Source organism: Bacillus sp. 165 (assembly GCF_017742235.1).
Taxonomy (GTDB): Bacteria; Bacillota; Bacilli; order Bacillales; family Bacillaceae_G; genus JAGHKQ01.
Genome location: NZ_JAGHKQ010000007.1, coordinates 213406 through 231184, shown reverse-complemented (window position 1 = coordinate 231184; position 17779 = coordinate 213406). Strand labels below are relative to the sequence as shown.

Annotated in this window: 15 protein-coding genes and 1 pseudogene; 11 read left to right on the top strand and 5 right to left on the bottom strand. The window is 39.4% G+C overall.

Translation table 11 applies throughout. The features are described from left to right. Together J7Q84_RS13055 and J7Q84_RS13050 are read left to right on the top strand one after the other, a co-directional pair. Positions 1 to 444: pseudogene (locus tag J7Q84_RS13055) on the top strand (alanine dehydrogenase); the annotation flags it as partial. A gap of 194 nt (positions 445 to 638) precedes the next feature. Further along, entirely contained in the window at positions 639 to 1052 is a 414-nt protein-coding gene (locus J7Q84_RS13050; RefSeq protein ID WP_209095004.1) for a hypothetical protein, read from the top strand. 114 nt (positions 1053 to 1166) lie between these two features. Here J7Q84_RS13050 and J7Q84_RS13045 read toward each other — a convergent pair whose 3' ends face one another. Further along, positions 1167 to 2261 (bottom strand): M24 family metallopeptidase, encoded by a 1095-nt coding sequence (locus J7Q84_RS13045; protein WP_209095003.1) that lies wholly within the window; start codon positions 2259 to 2261, stop codon positions 1167 to 1169. 147 nt (positions 2262 to 2408) lie between these two features. Here J7Q84_RS13045 and J7Q84_RS13040 point away from each other — a divergent pair, with 147 nt between their 5' ends. Together J7Q84_RS13040 and J7Q84_RS13035 are read left to right on the top strand one after the other, a co-directional pair. Next, positions 2409 to 3092, top strand: a complete 684-nt coding sequence (locus J7Q84_RS13040) for a metal-dependent hydrolase (protein WP_209095002.1) — start codon at positions 2409 to 2411, stop codon at positions 3090 to 3092. A gap of 257 nt (positions 3093 to 3349) precedes the next feature. Further along, a complete protein-coding gene (locus J7Q84_RS13035; RefSeq protein WP_209095001.1) occupies positions 3350 to 4663 on the top strand; it encodes a DRTGG domain-containing protein in 1314 nt (437 codons plus the stop codon). Positions 4664 to 4730: 67 nt separating this feature from the next. On the opposite strand, the gene J7Q84_RS13030 is transcribed toward J7Q84_RS13035, so the two are convergent. Further along, on the bottom strand, positions 4731 to 5033 hold the full coding sequence (locus J7Q84_RS13030) for a YtpI family protein (RefSeq protein ID WP_209095000.1): 303 nt from the start codon (positions 5031 to 5033) through the stop codon (positions 4731 to 4733). 129 nt (positions 5034 to 5162) lie between these two features. On the opposite strand from J7Q84_RS13030, the gene J7Q84_RS13025 reads away from it, so the two are divergent. After that, positions 5163 to 6098 carry a DHH family phosphoesterase gene (locus J7Q84_RS13025; RefSeq protein WP_209094999.1) on the top strand — a complete coding sequence of 312 codons (936 nt, stop codon included), beginning with the start codon at positions 5163 to 5165 and terminating at the stop codon, positions 6096 to 6098. Between the two features lie 72 nt (positions 6099 to 6170). On the opposite strand, the gene J7Q84_RS13020 is transcribed toward J7Q84_RS13025, so the two are convergent. The 3 genes from J7Q84_RS13020 to ytrH all read right to left on the bottom strand — a co-directional run bounded on the left by J7Q84_RS13020 (position 6171) and on the right by ytrH (position 9183). Continuing rightward, on the bottom strand, positions 6171 to 8108 hold the full coding sequence (locus tag J7Q84_RS13020) for a bifunctional 2',3'-cyclic-nucleotide 2'-phosphodiesterase/3'-nucleotidase (RefSeq protein ID WP_209094998.1): 1938 nt from the start codon (positions 8106 to 8108) through the stop codon (positions 6171 to 6173). A 178-nt stretch (positions 8109 to 8286) separates the two neighbouring features. Then, the gene (ytrI, locus tag J7Q84_RS13015; protein ID WP_209094997.1) at positions 8287 to 8790 is read right to left on the bottom strand and encodes a sporulation membrane protein YtrI; all 504 of its coding nucleotides are present in this window, start codon (positions 8788 to 8790) and stop codon (positions 8287 to 8289) included. Next, positions 8791 to 9183 (bottom strand): sporulation membrane protein YtrH, encoded by a 393-nt coding sequence (gene ytrH, locus J7Q84_RS13010; protein WP_348519853.1) that lies wholly within the window; start codon positions 9181 to 9183, stop codon positions 8791 to 8793. A 60-nt stretch (positions 9184 to 9243) separates the two neighbouring features. On the opposite strand from ytrH, the gene dnaE reads away from it, so the two are divergent. The 6 genes from dnaE to pfkA all read left to right on the top strand — a co-directional run bounded on the left by dnaE (position 9244) and on the right by pfkA (position 17733). Beyond that, complete coding sequence (gene dnaE / locus J7Q84_RS13005; protein WP_209094996.1) at positions 9244 to 12588, top strand: DNA polymerase III subunit alpha; 3345 nt, start codon at positions 9244 to 9246, stop codon at positions 12586 to 12588. A gap of 131 nt (positions 12589 to 12719) precedes the next feature. Beyond that, positions 12720 to 13922 (top strand): NADP-dependent malic enzyme, encoded by a 1203-nt coding sequence (gene ystJ, locus J7Q84_RS13000; RefSeq protein WP_209095014.1) that lies wholly within the window; start codon positions 12720 to 12722, stop codon positions 13920 to 13922. Between the two features lie 19 nt (positions 13923 to 13941). Then, complete coding sequence (locus J7Q84_RS12995; protein WP_209094995.1) at positions 13942 to 14574, top strand: FadR/GntR family transcriptional regulator; 633 nt, start codon at positions 13942 to 13944, stop codon at positions 14572 to 14574. 242 nt (positions 14575 to 14816) lie between these two features. Then, the gene (gene accD / locus J7Q84_RS12990; protein ID WP_209095013.1) at positions 14817 to 15677 is read left to right on the top strand and encodes an acetyl-CoA carboxylase, carboxyltransferase subunit beta; all 861 of its coding nucleotides are present in this window, start codon (positions 14817 to 14819) and stop codon (positions 15675 to 15677) included. Beyond that, the gene (gene accA, locus J7Q84_RS12985; protein ID WP_209094994.1) at positions 15670 to 16644 is read left to right on the top strand and encodes an acetyl-CoA carboxylase carboxyl transferase subunit alpha; all 975 of its coding nucleotides are present in this window, start codon (positions 15670 to 15672) and stop codon (positions 16642 to 16644) included. Before accD ends, accA begins: the two co-directional genes overlap by 8 nt. Positions 16645 to 16773: 129 nt before the next feature. Continuing rightward, a complete protein-coding gene (pfkA, locus tag J7Q84_RS12980) occupies positions 16774 to 17733 on the top strand; it encodes a 6-phosphofructokinase (RefSeq protein WP_209094993.1) in 960 nt (319 codons plus the stop codon). Positions 17734 to 17779: the final 46 nt, after the last annotated feature.

Sequence of the window (17779 nt, the reverse complement as noted above, 5' to 3'; positions counted from 1 at the left end):
TCTGACTTAGTAATTGGTGCAGTGTTAATTCCAGGTGCAAAAGCGCCGAAGCTAGTAACGGAAGAAATGATTCAATCGATGGAGCCGGGCTCTGTAGTAGTAGATATCGCTATCGACCAAGGCGGAATTTTTGAAACGACAGACCGTATCACAACACACGATGAGCCAACGTATGATAAGCACGGTGTGGTTCACTATGCAGTAGCGAATATGCCGGGTGCAGTACCTCGTACCTCTACAATCGCGCTGACAAACGTGACAGTGCCTTACGCAGTGCAAATTGCAAACAAAGGCTATAAGCAAGCATGCTTAGACAACACAGCATTACTAAAAGGAATCAACACATTAGACGGTTATGTAACGTATCAAGCTGTTGCAGAAGCGCATGATTTAGCATATGCGAATGCTTCAGACTTACTTGATAAAATGCCCATGATGTCTTAATTATTTGAAAGAAAAAGGTGTCTCGAATCGAGATGCCTTTTTTAGTTATCGCGTATTCATATATGTTAATTCACATTTCACTAATGCTGGGGATAACTTTCTTTAAAAACGGGATTCTTTTAAGTGTAATATTTTACATTTTTTACTAGGGGAGGACATAGTATGGAAACAAAAACAGGCGGAAGGTGATTCAATTGGGTCGATGGATAAGTGCTGTTCTAAGTTTCCTTACAGGAGTTGCGGGTCTATTTTATATTTTTTCTGCTTTGGTTACACCAGAATACAATAATCCGCTGGAATGGGATGAGTTTTTTGTTATTCTTCGTATAGCAGCGATACTGATGGGCCCTTACATTCTTATTTGTGCTTTTTTTTCAAAGATAACCTCTAAAACAGAACATCCGCATCTCTTCTTTTTTCTTCTTTCCTTTATTTTACTTCCAATTGCGTATAGCTTCTATTTCTTTAAAGCATTGTCTTTTATTCCTGCCTTAGCACTTTCTACAGATGAGGCTAACACCATATTTTCTGTACTGATAATTTATTTCTTCATTCTATATGCAGTCTTTGATTCTATTTGTAAATGGATAGTTGGGGAAAAGAGATGAATCAACTCCAAACAGTATCAATTTGGCTTATTGAAATCAGATAACGTATCACACAAAAAAACAGAGGCTGAAGTCCCGTTGGTTCGGAATCTGCCTCTGTTGTGAAATATCGTGTTACTTAATAAGCTGCAATTCTTTTGGGAATTTTGTTAAAATTTCTACCCCATCTTTTGTTACATATATATCGTCTTCAATACGAACACCGCCGACATTTGGTACATAAATACCAGGTTCAATAGTGAAGACCATACCTTCTTTCAAAGGAGTTTCATTTACATCTGTAATTGATGGGTATTCGTGAACACTGATGCCCAAACCGTGACCAAGACGGTGCGGGAAGTATTGGCCATAGCCAGCATCTGCGATAGTAGAACGTGCTGCCTTATCGATTTCTGCAATTGCTACACCAGGCTTACAGGCTTCAATTGCTTTTAACTGACCTGCAAGAACAGTATCATAAATACGTTGTTGCTCCTCATTCACACTGCGGAAAGCCACAGTACGTGTAATGTCTGAGCAATATCCGTCAATTACGACTCCTAAGTCAAAGAGAACAAAATCACCTGATTCAATACGATTGAGGCCAGGTACACCATGAGGTAATGCAGAGTTTGCACCTGTTAAGACCATAGTGTCAAAGGACATTTTGTTAATACCTTTTTTCTTTATTTCGTTCTCGATGGTCGCTAAAATTTCTAGTTCAGTTTTGCCCTCTGCAATTTCATTTACACCAATTTCTATTGCAAAATCTGCCATAGATGCGGCTTGACGAAGAATCGTTAATTCTTGTTCATCTTTAACTAAGCGCAGCTCATTGATTTGAGATTCTGCTGAAATAAACGAAGCTTCTGGAAATAAAGAACGCAGATACTCATAGCGCTCAACATTTAGATGTTCCTTTTCAATCGCGATGGAATGCCCTTTAATCCCGCGAGCTTGCAAAGCCTTTCCAATCATGTCCCATGTATTATCTGTATCTGTATAACCAAGAATATCATATTTCCATGTTTTCTTAGCCGCTGCTTCTTCCATTTTCGGACAAACTAAAAGCGGCTCTGCTTCTTGAAATACAAATAAACCAAGCAAGCGCTCATGCGGCTCACAATGAAATTGACTCATATAAAATACGCTAGGTGTTGAGGAAAGGAATGCTGCTTGAATATCGTTTTCCTTTAACCAGTGTGTAAGTTTTTCTAATCGTTGATGCATCTAAATCACCTCTCGTGGTAGTTATAGTTATACTTTACTCTTAGAAAACGTTTGTTGCAAATCTCTTGCCTTTATCTTGAAGGAAGGAAAATGCAGCTTCGTATAGAATGGAGTATGTGGACTATTTTAAATCAGGAGGGAACCATCGTGAAAGTTTCTTATCATGGCCATTCAGTAGTAAAAATCGAAACGAACGGAAAAACCATTATCATTGACCCATTTATTACAGGAAATGAGCTGTCAGATTTAAAAGCAGAAGAATTGAAAGTAGACGCTATTTTATTAACACACGGTCACGGTGATCATGTTGGTGACACTGTAGAGCTGGCAAAGCGTAATGATGCTGTTGTTGTAGCTCCATTCGAATTGGCAACCCTTTTAAGCTGGCAAGGTGTGAAAACACATGCAATGCATATTGGCGGATCACATCAATTTGATTTTGGTACCGTTAAATTCACACAAGCGTTCCATGGATCAAGCTATATTGATGAAGAAACAAAAACGATTACATATACTGGTATGCCGGCAGGAATTCTTTTTAAGGCCGAAGGACAAACTGTTTATCATGCTGGAGATACGGGATTGTTTTCTGATATGCAGCTTATCGGTTCTCGCAACGACATTACAGTTGCATTTTTACCAATTGGTGATAATTTTACAATGGGGCCGGCAGATGCGGCATTGGCTGCAGAGTGGCTGAAAGCAAAAATCGTTGTACCCATTCATTACAATACATTCCCACCTATCAAACAAGATCCAGAGCAGTTTGTCAGTCTATTACCACACAATGTAGGAAGAGTGCTGGCTCCGGGTGAGGCTGTTGAATTATAGTCATATCCATATGCAAAATTCATGTTTTATCATTGAAAAAGCAAACAGACGTAACTGTTCATTGTTGGTGATATATTCGATAGACAAAAGGAAGATGCCGGTACAGAGCATTTTCCTTTTTTGTTAAACTTAAGATAGTTGTTTTAAAAATACTAATACAGTTTTCCGTCCTTTCAGTGTAACAGTTTTCATTTTGTAGTATACTGGTTAAAGACAGATTAAAATAAAGAAAGAAATTGAAGGTATGGTGAAGCTGTTTGGCTACAAAGCATAATCAAATATTAGAACATATTAATAGTTTACCGATTGGACATAAGATCTCTGTGCGGCAAATCGCAAAGGATTTAAATGTAAGTGAAGGAACAGCTTATCGTGCGATCAAAGATGCTGAAAACAAAGGGTATGTCAGTACAATCGAACGTGTGGGAACGATTCGCATTGAAACAAAGAAAAAAGAAAATATTGAGAAGCTCACTTATGCAGAGATCGTTAACATTGTAGATGGACAAGTACTTGGGGGACGCGAAGGTTTACATAAAACGCTAAATAAGTTTGTTATCGGGGCTATGAAGCTAGAAGCAATGATGCGCTATACAGAAGCAGGAAACTTGCTGATTGTTGGAAACCGTGTAAAAGCACATGAACTTGCGTTAGAAGCGGGAGCAGCTGTGTTAATCACAGGAGGCTTTGACACAGATGAGTATGTTAAAAAGCTTGCAGATGAATTACAGCTTCCAATCATTTCAAGCAGCTATGACACATTTACTGTTGCAACAATGATTAACCGGGCAATCTATGATCAGTTAATAAAAAAAGAAATTGTTCTTGTGGAAGATGTGCTGACGCCTTTAGAGAAAACCGTCTATTTAACAGTAAAGGACCAAGTAGCGAAATGGCATGAATATAGCCAAGAAACGATGCATGGACGCTATCCTGTTTTAGATGAAAACTTGAAAGTAGCGGGTATTATTACAGCTAAGGATATTATCGGTGTGTCTAAAACAACACCGGTTGAAAAGATTATGACAAAAAACCCAATTACAGCAAGTGGGAAAATCTCTGTGGCTTCTGCTGCCCGCATGATGGTATGGGAAGGAATTGAAGTTTTGCCGGTTGTGGATGACAATAACAAGCTTCAAGGGATTATCAGCCGTCAGGATGTGCTGCAAGCCTTGCAGATGATTCAGCGTCAGCCGCAAGTCGGAGAAACGATTGAAGATATTGTGACAAACCAATTTATCGACAGTAGGGAAGCGAAACTTGAAAATAGCTATCGTTTTTCTGTTACTCCTCAAATGACAAATTCCATCGGTACGCTGTCTTACGGGGTATTCACAACAATCGTAACAGAAGCAAGCAATCGCGTACTTCGTTCTCATAAAAAAGGAGATTTGATAGTCGAGAATATAACGATTTACTTTGTTAAGCCTGTTCAAATTGACACTGTGATTGAAGTACAGCCGAAGGTATTAGAAACTGGACGAAAGTTTGGAAAAGTAGATGTGGAAGTGTATCAAGAAGGAAACGTGGTTGGAAAAGCATTGTTGATGGTACAATTAATCGACCGGTAATGAAGTTAAGAGGAGAAATAAAAAAGCTTGGCCGGCACCTGAAGAGACAGGAGCAAGCCAAGCTTTTTTACTTAGTATTTTCAGCTTCTTCGACAGCTAAAGGTAAAAAATGTTTATATTGACGAATTCCTTTATAAACGTGCAGTGCACCAAATAATAAAAAGACGATACCGACAAACAGGCTTACCTTTGAGGATGAATACGCTGCTAATTGGTTTAGCCCATAAAACCCTATGAACGCTCCAAGCGCCATAGAAGACTTTCCGGCTACCCAGCCTTTTTCCATCGGACGATGTGTACGAAAATATTTTGCTTTATAAAACACATATAAAATCAGTGAAATTAGAATAAGTGACACCAATACTAACATGTTTACTTTCCCCCATTTTGTCTAATCTATCTACTATTCTAACGATTCTTTCGACACAATTCCACTTATATCAGACAACTTTTCGTATATAATGAAAAAAAGAAGAGTTCCAGAAAAGGAGAAAACTGTATGAAACAAAGTATACTAGAGGCAATTCAACAATTTAGTACAATCATCATTCACCGCCATGTTCGTCCAGACCCGGATGCATTAGGTTCTCAATGTGGTTTAGGTGCGATTTTACAAGAATCCTATCCAGATAAAGAAATTTATGTAGTAGGGGAAAATGATGAATCACTGTCTTATTTACGCCTAATGGATCAAATTGATGATAGCGTATATGAAGATGCGCTTGTGATTGTCTGTGATACGGCAAATCAAGAAAGAGTGTGCGACCAACGCTATAAAACCGGCAAGAAACTTATTAAAATTGATCATCATCCGAATGAAGAGCCTTATGGTGATATCGTTTGGGTGGATACTACTTCAAGCTCAACAAGCGAACTGATTTATGAATTATATTTATACGGGCAGGATAAGGGGCTTGTTCTTTCACGAGAGGCAGCGCGTCTTATTTTTGCTGGTATTATTGGAGATACAGGACGCTTTTTATTTCCGAGTACAACCTCCAAGACATTTTCATATGCCGCACAGCTTGTAGAAACGGGAATCTCTTTTCCAGAACTTTATAATGAGATGTATAAGACTAATATTCGCGTTGCTCGATTGAACGGTTATATTTTACAAAATGTCGAGATATCGGAAGAAGGCGCAGCCTATGTGAAAATTACAAAGGAAATCTTGAAACAGTTTGATGTAACGACAAGGGAAGCATCTGCAGTTGTCGGTACATTAGGGAATATTGAAGGTTTAAAAGCATGGGTGCTGTTTTTAGAAGAGCAGGATGTTATTCGTGTTCGCTTGCGTTCGAAGGGGCCTGTCATTAATCGATTGGCGATGAAATATAATGGCGGCGGCCACCCTATGGCTTCTGGCGCCTCTGTATATTCATGGGAAGAAGCAGACAGCTTGATTGCAGACTTAAAGGAAATATGTAAAGGATAAAAAAGGGGCACGGGATATTTCCCGTACCCCTTTTTTGAATGAACAGCAAGTAATTTCCATGCTAGTGAAATCTTAGCTCTTCTTCAAGTTAAGTGAATACTTGGCAAAGCCTGCAGAAGATGGCCCTAAATATGTAATATTGTTGAGTGAATTTGCATATTTTTGAGCTTTCGATGAAGAGTAAAAAATCGGTATGGCATTTCCGTAAACGGATGCAAGTGACCAGTTATTATCGGCACTTAGATTGATTGTCTGCAGTTGGCTGATATAGTCCATAAGAATTTGCCGTATTTCATCAGGCGTTTGCAAGATGACGGCTCCTTTACTTACCCCAGGGAAGGTATGGCTGTTTGCTCGGTAATTATTTGTTGCGACGATGAATTTTTGGTGAGATGTAACCGGTTTCCCTTTGTATGTCAGATTAATAATTCGACTTGTTTTCTGATGGATAAGCTGTTCCTTATAGTCGTATTTTGCCGGCTGTGTAACGTCGATTTGATACTGTACACCATCAATTACATCAAAATTATAAGAACGAAAGTTAGGATTAATGAGATTTTGTTCCCCTTTTGTAGATGGATCTATCTGCTCAAATTGTCCAGCACTCATTTCCAGCCATTCTTTTAGCTGCTTTCCGTTTATAAGAACAGCTTGAAGAGTATTTGGATAAGCATATATATCTGCTATATCCTTAATTGTTAGCGTTCCTGCCTCAATATCAGTGTAATAGCTTGCACCGCCGCGGCCGCCGGCTTTAAATGGTGCACTTGCTGATAAAATAGGAATCCCTTTATATTTGTTAAATGTTTTATCCTGCAATGCTTGATTTACATACCATCTTTGTGCGTTTGCTACAATTTGAATAGAGGAATCATCTTGCACTAGTGCGAAAAAGCTATGGATGGGTGCACGTGTTTTTCCTACTGGCTGATTTATGTATGCAATAGTGGCTTCATGTTCTGGTTTAATAGCATTAAAGAGCGCTTGGTTTGTTTCGGTAAGTGTATTTCCTTTATCATCAGCAATTGGCCGAAGTGATGCTTTTGCATCTGTTATTGTCCATTTGCTCTGCTTATAAGTTAAATCCAAGTCAATTACCCCAAGGTGGCTTCCAAAGCTTCCAGCCATCACAACCGGTTTTCCATTTATGGTACCATTCTTTATATTTACATGCTTTTCAGCAGCATAGGATGGGCTAGGAAATAATCTATGAGCATGCCCCGCGAACACAACATCAATGCCGTCCACTCGCGTTAAAAAATTAGCCGTATTTTCCAAGCCTGGTTTGTACCGCTCATTGCTAATTCCGCTGTGTGCTAGAGCTATAATAACATCAGCCCCTTGCTGTTTCATGATGGGAACGTATTGTTTAGCTGTTTCCACGATGGAACGTGTTTCCACTTTTCCGTATAAATGTTCTTTATCCCATTGAGTGATTTGTGGAGGAACAAAGCCAATGACCCCGATTTTTATCAAATGTTTTGTACCCATTGCATCTTCGAGCATACGTTTTAAAATAACGTATGGCTGATAGTAGTGCTTGTTACTGTCTGGATAGTAAATGTTTGCATTAATGATAGGCATTTTTGCTTGGCTGAGTACGCGATTTAAAAAAGGCAGGCCATAATTAAATTCATGGTTTCCAAGAGTAATGGAGTCATAATTCAGTAAATTAAAGGCACGGATAGCCGGGTGAACTCTCACGCTTGGAGTCTTTGCTATATAATCTCCCAAAGGATTGCCTTGAAGAAAGTCACCGTTATCAAATAAAAGCGTGTTTTTTACCTCTTTTCGTGCTTGTTTAATAAGACTCGCTGTTTTCACGAGACCGACTGTGTTATCGGTTTTCATTTGATAGTAGTTATAGTTTGCTAAAAACATGTGTAAATCCGTAGTTTCCAGCAAGCGCAGTTTCACCTTTGCATCTCCTCCTTTTTCAGCAAAAGAAGCGGAAGGGCTACGTATAAGCATAATAATCAGAGAAGCAATAAAAATCGATTGCCATTTCAAATCTATATCCTCCCCATGTATATGTTCAAAGATAAAGCTAGTATTTGTAAAAAGAGGAGGAAATATAAAAAAAGCAGAGAAAACTCTGCTTTCTTCATAACTAGGGTTATATGGGAGGCCCCACCGAAGATATCGCCATAAAGCTCCCCTACATATATCGGTGAAACAAAAATTCCACTCATTTTTTTTGCTGAATTTTCAAAGTGATTTCAAGGACAGTATCAAAGTAGATTGTGTCGACTTTAAATTGATATGTTCTGTTGTCACGTTCGTATGTTTTATTTTCAATCACTTTTTTGAGAAGTTCTTTATTTCTAGCTACTCCCTGAATATTTTCTTTTAATAGATTCCGTAAATCTCCGCGTATTGCTGCAGTGAGGCTATAGACTGCTAATTCATCTAGGTCATATTGTTCATGATTAATGATTTTAATTTTAATATCCTGAATCGTTAATGTGCGCTTCATTTGATTGTTACGTTTTTTTTCTTCATCTTTCCAAATTTGTAAATCATGCTCTAGTTGCTCAATCTCCTGTTTTTGTTCAATGATTGTTTTGGCTTGTTTTTCTCGTAGCTCTCCGTAAACGTGAAGGAAAATACCCCAGCTAATAATGGAGCCGATAGCGGCTCCGCCAAACAATAATTGCCAACTTTTTGATTTATACAGTGGTGGAATACGCATTTACACATGCTCCTGTGTCAACCATTTAATGATAATCAACCCTGTTTGTGTCCCGCCCATGGCAAATAAAATAAGTACAATCTGCTTAATAATATCCCGAGTTTCCCCTTGATAAATGCCGCGTTCAAAGCTGTAAAAAGTATCAAATGTCCCCCCAATCGCAGCTATCAGCGCCCAAATGCGTAAAGTGTTAGAAAGCCGCCTGATGGCAGTTAAAGGAGGCTCGCCTGCTACAAAGGAGCCGATACCACCGATTAACGAGCCGCCAAGCATCACTCCGAATGCAACAAAATAGCTTGTGATAAGCAGCGACAAAAAACCTTGTTTAACCTCCACTTGAATCACCCTCTCTATTACATATATATGGACAAACAACAGGTGGTATGTTTTGATTTACTGCAGTTTTATCAAATATAATGAAGGAACGAGATAAAAGACTAAGGGGGGAGAACCATGAGTTTTGTACATCTGCAAGTGCGCACGGCATTCAGTTTGCTCAGCAGTACCTGCAGTATTGAATCGCTTGTAAAGCAAGCTAAGAGGCTTGGATTTCAAGCGCTTGCTGTTACTGATGAGAACGTGATGTATGGGGTCCTTCCTTTTTATAAGATGTGTAAGAAAGAAGGGGTCAAGCCGATTATTGGACTTACAGCTTCTGTTTGGAATGAAGAAGAGGAGAAGGCATATCCGCTTATTTTGCTGGCAAAAAACTATACGGGATATCGAAACTTAATTAAAATTTCCAGCAGTATAGCAACAAAGTCAAAGCAAGGCATTCCTAAAAAATGGCTTGCTCGTTATGCGGAAGAGATTATTGCTGTTACTCCCGGAATGGAAGGAGAGATTGAACAGCTGCTGCTTTCGAATAAGGATGAAGAGGCCGCAAGCTATGTGAAACAATACCAGCAGATGTTTCCAGAGTTTTATTTGAATTTGCAAAATCATTTGATCAAAGAAGAGCGCTTGATTAATGCAAAATTGCTTAAGCTGAGTGAGCAACTGAACATACCGCTTACGGTAACAAATGATGTTCGTTATATTCAGAAGGAAGATGCTCTTGTTCACGAATGTTTGTTATCTATCGGGCAGGGAACTAAGCTGTCAGATGTGCAACGTCCTCGTTTACATACAGACCAGTATTACCTAAAAACGACTGAAGAAATGGAGGAACTATTTGACTATTTACCAGAAGCTCTAGAAAATAGTCAAAAGATTGCAAGCTTATGCAATGTAGACATTCCATTCGGTCAGAGTCAGCTTCCTAAGTACCCTGTTCCTACGGAAGAAACTTCAGAAGAGTTTTTAGAACGTATTTGTAAGGAAGGGTTACAGAAGAGGTACGGGGAAGTAAAGGAGATACACTTGCGAAGATTACAGCATGAGCTGGATATAATTACGCGGATGAAATTCAGTGATTATTTTCTTATTGTATGGGATTTTATGAAGTATGCGCATGAGCATCGTATCCTAACAGGGCCAGGTCGTGGATCGGCGGCTGGATCTCTTGTTTCTTATGTATTGGAGATTACGGATATTGACCCGCTGCAGTATGATCTGTTGTTTGAACGATTCTTAAACCCAGAGCGTATTACTATGCCAGATATTGATATTGATTTTCCAGATATCCGCCGAGATGAAGTCATACAATATGTCGTCAATAAGTACGGTCAATTGCATGCGGCACAAATTGTAACATTCGGTACTTTAGCAGCCAAGGCTGCAATTCGGGATACAGGAAGGGTTATGGGTTTGTCTCAAAGGGAGCTGGATACATTCGCTAGATTAATCCCATCTCGCATTGGGATTACATTGCAGGAGGCGTATGATGAATCAGTCTTGCTAAGGGAGCATGTGGAATATAGTCCTTTGTACGAACAAGTTTTTCAAATCGCAAGAAAAGTGGAAGGCTTGCCGCGTCATACTTCTATCCATGCAGCTGGGGTTATTATGAGTAGGTCTCCGCTTACGGATATAGCACCGATTCAAGAAGGTCATCAAGATGTCTTTCTTACCCAGTATCCTGCTGAAGTATTAGAAGAGCTTGGTATGCTGAAGATGGATTTCCTCGGACTCCGCAATTTAACGTTACTGGAAACTGTTCGAAATTCGATAAAAGAGAAACAGAATCTTCGCAAGGTCCCGCTTGATGATGCAAATACTTTTGCTTTGATGTGTAACGGAGATACAACAGGTGTCTTCCAGTTTGAATCAGCTGGGATGAGAAAGGTATTAATGGAGCTGAAGCCGACGGAATTTGAAGATATAGTGGCAGTTAACGCTTTGTACCGTCCAGGACCAATGGAGCAGATACCACTCTATATAGAATCGAAGCATAACAAACGTCCTATTACTTACCCGCATCCTGATTTAAAACCTATTTTACAGAAAACATATGGTGTGATTGTCTATCAAGAGCAAATTATGCAAATCGCTTCAGTGATGGCAGGATTTTCTCTTGGAGAAGCTGATATGCTTCGAAGGGCGGTAAGCAAAAAGGATAAAGAAGTACTCGACAGTGAACGAGCTCATTTTGTTACAGGCTGTTTACATAAGGGCTATAATGAAAAAACTGCTCATGACGTATATGATTTAATTGTGCGTTTTGCAAATTATGGATTCAACCGCAGTCATGCAGTTGCTTATAGTATGATTGCATATCAGCTAGCTTATTTAAAAGCAAACTATCCAACTGAATTTGCTGCAGCACTGCTTTCAAGTGCAGTGGGAAATGAAGATAAAGTTGCGTCCTATATTCGAGAAACGCAGCGAAAAGGGATTTCAGTATTGCCGCCGTCTATTTTAAAAAGCGGATACCGATTTACGGTAGAAGGGGGAAAAATTCGCTATGGACTTTTAGCTATTCGTAGTATTGGAATGGCGACAGTGAAAGACATTATAGAAGAACGGAATAAAAAACGGTTTACTGACTTATTTGATTTTTGTGTCCGTATTCCTCCTAAATCCATGAATAGACGTACATTAGAAGCTCTTATTTCTGGAGGGTGCTTCGATGAATTTGGTGAAAACCGAGCGTCGCTGCTGGCCAGTATTGATGCTGCTTTGGAATATGCAGAGCTTGTAAGACCGGATGAGTCTGGACAAATCGATATGTTTTTAGACGATATCATCCCAAAGCCGAATTATGTGAAAATGGAGGAACTTGGTTCTCTTGAACAGCTTACGTTGGAAAAGGAAGCATTAGGACTGTATCTTTCAAGCTATCCGACAAGTGTATATCGTCCGCTTGCAAAGGAACTCAGAATGCCTTCTTTAGCAGAAGCTGTGGAGCATAAGCCAAAATTTGCAAGGGCGATTGTTTATATTAGCGGGTGTCGGATTATTCGGACAAAAAAAATGCAAAAGATGGCGTTCCTTACAATTTGTGATGAAAGTACTGAAATGGAAGCTGTATTATTTCCAGACAGCTATCTTTCTAATTTCTCTTTGGTGGCAGAAGGAAAAGTTGCTTTAATAGAGGGAACTGTGACTAGGAGAAATGATACTTCCCAATTTATTGTAAATGGTATATATGCTTTGGACAAAGCAGAAGAATATGAAACAGATAAAGCCAAGTCTGTTTATATAAAATTGCCTTCAGAGAACGATAAAATGCTTATAAGTACAATTACCAAAACCTTATTTCAATATCCTGGTTATGCCGCAGTATATATTTATTATGAAAAAGAGCATAAAATGGTACAATTAGCGCGGGGATTTTCTATTCATCCTGTGGATAATTGCTTACAAAACTTAAAAGAGTTAGCAGGAGAGGAAAATGTTGTATTAAAAATAAGATAGACTTTTTTCTGCATTCTTTATATAGTAATAATAGCTTATGTGGTCAGACCACTTATTTGAACAAGAATGTAGCATGAGAAAGTTGTAGGAGAGTGAATGATTTGTCAACACTTCGTGAAGAAGCGCTTCATATGCATCGAGTAAATCAAGGGAAATTGGAAACTGTCTCCAAGGTTGCGGTTGAAAATGCGAGAGATTTGAGCCTTGCTTATTCTCCTGGAGTAGCTGAACCTTGTAAGGTTATTTATGATGATAAAAGCAAAGTATACGAATATACAATGAAAGGCAATATGGTAGCCGTTGTAACAGATGGAACCGCGGTTCTTGGATTAGGGAACATCGGTCCTGAAGCATCACTTCCTGTTATGGAAGGGAAAGCAGTATTATTTAAAAGCTTTGCAGGAGTAGATGCGTTTCCTCTTGCATTAAAAACAAATGATGTAGACAAGATTGTTGAAACTGTAAAGCTGTTGGAACCGACGTTTGGCGGCGTGAATCTTGAGGATATCGCAGCTCCGAGCTGTTTTATTATTGAAGAACGCTTGAAAAAAGAAACAAATATTCCTATATTCCATGATGATCAACATGGTACAGCGATTGTAACGGTAGCAGGTCTTGTAAATGCATTGAAAATTGTCGGTAAAAAAATGTCTGAAATAAAAGTGGTAGCAAATGGAGCTGGTGCAGCAGGTATTGCAATCATCAAGCTTTTATACCGCTATGGTGTTCGAGATATTATTATGTGTGATACAAAAGGTGCAATTTTTGAAGGAAGACCTACAGGAATGAATGCAGTGAAAGATGAAGTTGCAAAGTATACAAACAGAAGCAGAGCAGAAGGCACTCTTGAAGATGTAATTAAGGGAGCAGATGTCTTTATCGGCGTTTCTGTAGAAGGTGCATTGACGAAGGATATGGTTCGTTCTATGAATGAAAATGCAATTATCTTTGCCATGGCAAATCCAAATCCGGAAATTATGCCGGCAGATGCAAAGGAAGCGGGAGCAGCAGTAGTAGGTACAGGGCGTTCTGACTTCCCGAACCAAGTAAACAACGTATTGGCCTTTCCTGGTATTTTCCGCGGTGCATTGGATGTTCATGCAACACAGATTAATGAAGAAATGAAAGTGGCTGCTGTACAAGCAATTGCAGAGCTTGTAACAGAAGCGGAATTAAGTTCAGATTACATTATTCCAGCTCCATTTGATGCTCGTGTGGCTCCGCAAGTAGCCGCTTACGTAGCAAGAGCAGCGATGGAAACAGGAGTAGCTCGCCGTCAGGTAGACCCGAATGAAGTAGCTGAAAAGACAAGAAGGTTAGCGACTATCAGATAAGATAAGTGAGGAATGCTCGTTGACGGATACACAAACGAAAGTATATCTTGAGATAGTAAATAAGATTCGCGCAATCATTACGGAAGATGCCTTAGAGGCGGGAGACAAACTGCCGTCTGAACGGGAGCTAAGCTCCCGGCTCGCAGTAGGACGATCTTCCGTACGAGAAGCGCTCAGAGCGTTGGAACTGCTCGGTTTAATTGAAACTCGACGCGGTGAAGGAACTTTTGTTAAAAACTTTTATGAGCATGGACTTGTGAAATTGATCGGAACGTTTTTGCTGCAAGATGAGAAGACAAAGAAGGATTTGCTGCAAACTAAGCTTTTGCTTGAAAAAGATGCTCTTCGTCTTTTATGTGAACATAGTTCGGAAGGTGCATTGCAGGAATTAAAGGATTTGTTGTCAGACGACAGCTTCCCTGCTCCGCAATTTCATCAGATTTTCTTTGCCAAAATTGTAGAGAAAACGCAAAACTATTTACTGTACCGCATTTGGAGTATTGCTAGCGATTATTTTTCTTCATTGCAGTATAGTTTTATGGTTGAAGAAAAAAGCGACTATTGGAATATTTATAGAGCGATAGAAAGAAAGAATGAGACAGAGGCTATTGTTTTATATAATGCGTTAACGGAGAAGATAGTTTCTAATTAAAAGACTGCCCTGTTTTATAAAAAAGTTATAATTATATTTCTTTAGAAAAACGTGACAGATTGCGACACACATTTTTCTTGGAAATGCTTAAAGTAGTAGATAGACGGTTGGCTTGCAGACAAGCAGGTCAATTTGCCCTTTGATTAATATAAAAAGATCGTAACTGCTTCTATTAGTTTCTGTTGAGAAAAGGAAAAAAGAAGCATCCTGATAATTTATCATCTAAAGGAGGGGTCAACGTGATAATAAGAGATTTGTTTGTTAAGAAAAAGAAGTATGCAGCTATTCCTTCAGAACAAGTTAGAAAAGACGTACCGACTGGTGTTATGACAAAATGCCCGGGCTGTAAGAAAATTATATATTCGAAAGAGCTGTTAAAAAACTTGAAAGTATGTATGAACTGCGGATATCACCACCCTATGAATGCATACGAAAGAATTGAAAGTTTATTAGATGAAAATACTTTTGTAGAATATGACAAGGAAATGATTTCTTTAAACCCTCTTAACTTCCCAGATTATGAAGAGAAGCTGGAAAGCGACCGCAAAAAAACGAATATAAACGAGGCAATTGTGACTGGAGAAGGAACAATTAATGATATGCTGACTGTTGTTGCAGTAATGGATTCTCGTTTCCGTATGGGTAGTATGGGCTCTGTTGTAGGAGAAAAGATAGCTCGTGCGGTTGAAAAAGCAAGAGAAATGAAAGTACCGTTTCTTATTTTTACAGCTTCAGGAGGAGCAAGGATGCAAGAGGGTGTGCTAAGTCTGATGCAAATGGCTAAGACCAGCGTAGCTTTGAAAAGATTCAGCAATGAAGGCGGATTAATCATTTCTATTATGACTCATCCGACAACTGGTGGTGTATCTGCAAGTTTTGCTTCTCTTGGAGATTATAATTTAGCTGAGCCGGGTGCTTTAATCGGATTTGCTGGACGACGTGTAATTGAACAAACTGTTCGTGAAGAATTGCCAGAGGACTTTCAAACGGCAGAATTTCTTTTGGAGCATGGACAATTAGATGCAGTTATTAACCGATTGGATATGAAAGAGAAGCTGGGCACCATTCTTGAAATACATCAAGGAGGGATAACACATGGCTGAACTGGAATTTGAAAAGCCGATTTTAGAGTTGCGAAAAAAAATAGCAGAGCTAAAAGAATATACAAAGAGCAGTAATGTAGATTTCAGCAATGAAATCCAGATTTTAGAACGCAAATTGGAGAATCTGGAGAAAGAGGTATACGGCAATATGAAAGTATGGGACCGTGTTCAAATCGCTCGCCATCCAGAACGACCGACAACTCTCGATTATATTGAACAGCTCTTTACTGACTTTTTTGAATGTCACGGGGATCGCGCTTTCGGAGACGATCAAGCTATTGTTGGAGGAATTGCTAAATATAAAGGCAAACCGGTTACAGTCATCGGGCATCAAAGAGGAAAAGATACAAAGGAAAATATTCGTCGTAATTTTGCTATGCCGCATCCAGAAGGATACAGAAAAGCACTCCGCTTAATGAAGCAGGCGGAAAAATTTGACCGTCCGATTATTTGTTTCATTGATACAAAGGGTGCATATCCAGGGAAAGCAGCTGAAGAGCGGGGACAAAGCGAGGCAATTGCTCGCAATTTATTTGAAATGGCAGGTTTGACTGTTCCAGTTATTTGTGTGGTTATAGGAGAAGGGGGAAGCGGAGGCGCATTAGGAATAGGGGTTGGAAATTACATCCATATGCTGGAAAACTCCACGTATTCTGTTATCTCTCCTGAAGGAGCGGCCTCTATCCTTTGGAAAGATGCAAGCTTGGCAAAAACAGCTGCGGAAGCAATGGGCATTACAGCTGGAGACTTAAAGCGTTTAGGCATAATTGATGAAATTATTCCGGAACCGCAGGGAGGAGCTCACCGCGACTTGAAGGCACAAGCGGAATTTATCGATAAAGCACTTTCCAATTCGCTCCAGCAATTAGAAAACATGACACAAGAACAACTTATGGAACAGCGATACAATAAATATATGCAAATGGGTCAAATTTCGTTTTTAAATGAATCGGTTTGGGTACAATAATAAAAGCGTGCATTCTGTTGTAGGAGTGCACGTTTTTTCCCTTTTTAATTGACCCAGCCTGCACATTGTGTTCCATACAGCTTCATGGTATTTTTATATCAAGCAAATAAATTATTGAGGTGAAAGAAAATGAAAAGAATAGGTGTTCTTACAAGCGGTGGGGATTCACCGGGTATGAATGCAGCTGTTCGTGCAGTTGTCCGTAAAGCTATCTACCATAACTTGGAGGTATACGGAGTATATCACGGCTATTCAGGGTTAATTGGTGGAAATATTGAAAAATTAGAGCTGGGCTCTGTTGGTGATATTATTCACCGTGGTGGAACTATGTTGTATTCAGCAAGGTGTCCAGAGTTTAAAACATTAGAAGGACAAAAGCAGGGGATTGAACAGCTAAAGAAATTTGGAATTGAGGGCTTGGTTGTTATTGGTGGAGACGGTTCATATCAAGGCGCAAAAAAATTGACAGAACATGGCTTTCCTTGTGTAGGAGTTCCCGGCACAATTGACAACGACATTCCGGGCACAGACTTTACAATTGGCTTTGACACAGCATTAAATACTGTTATTGATGCAATTGATAAAATTCGTGATACAGCTACTTCTCATGAGCGTACATATGTTATCGAGGTAATGGGCAGACATGCAGGAGATATTGCTTTATGGGCTGGTTTAGCTGATGGTGCGGAAACTATTTTAGTTCCTGAAGTAGATATTGACCTAGAGGACGTGATTACACGTTTAAAGAGAGGTCATGAACGGGGGAAAAAACATAGCATAATCGTTGTAGCAGAAGGTGTAGGCAGTGCTATTGATTTCGGAAAGAAAATTCAAGAGGCGACAAGCTTTGATACGCGTGTGACCGTGTTAGGTCATGTACAGCGCGGTGGTTCCCCAAGCGCAGCTGATCGAGTATTGGCAAGCCGATTGGGTGCAAGAGCGGTAGAACTGTTATTAGAAGGAAAAGGCGGGCGCTGTGTAGGTATTCAAAATAATAAGGTTGTAGATCATGATATTATTGAAGCCTTAGCACAAAAGCATACAATCGATTTAGAGATGTATCGATTATCTCAAGAGCTGTCTATTTAATAATTTATTCAGGATATTGTCCCTTGTTTGGGAACGTTTCCATAAA

Bases quoted from the DNA above. Each gene is read 5' to 3' on its own strand.
- J7Q84_RS13030 (WP_209095000.1), bottom strand. From the start codon at position 5,033: ATGTTAGTATTGGTGTCACTTATTCTAATTTCACTGATTTTATATGTG.
- pfkA (WP_209094993.1), top strand. From the start codon at position 16,774: ATGAAAAGAATAGGTGTTCTTACAAGCGGTGGGGATTCACCGGGTATG.
- dnaE (WP_209094996.1), top strand. From the start codon at position 9,244: ATGAGTTTTGTACATCTGCAAGTGCGCACGGCATTCAGTTTGCTCAGC.
- accA (WP_209094994.1), top strand. From the start codon at position 15,670: ATGGCTGAACTGGAATTTGAAAAGCCGATTTTAGAGTTGCGAAAAAAA.
- J7Q84_RS13025 (WP_209094999.1), top strand. From the start codon at position 5,163: ATGAAACAAAGTATACTAGAGGCAATTCAACAATTTAGTACAATCATC.
- ystJ (WP_209095014.1), top strand. From the start codon at position 12,720: ATGCATCGAGTAAATCAAGGGAAATTGGAAACTGTCTCCAAGGTTGCG.
- ytrI (WP_209094997.1), bottom strand. From the start codon at position 8,790: ATGCGTATTCCACCACTGTATAAATCAAAAAGTTGGCAATTATTGTTT.
- J7Q84_RS13045 (WP_209095003.1), bottom strand. From the start codon at position 2,261: ATGCATCAACGATTAGAAAAACTTACACACTGGTTAAAGGAAAACGAT.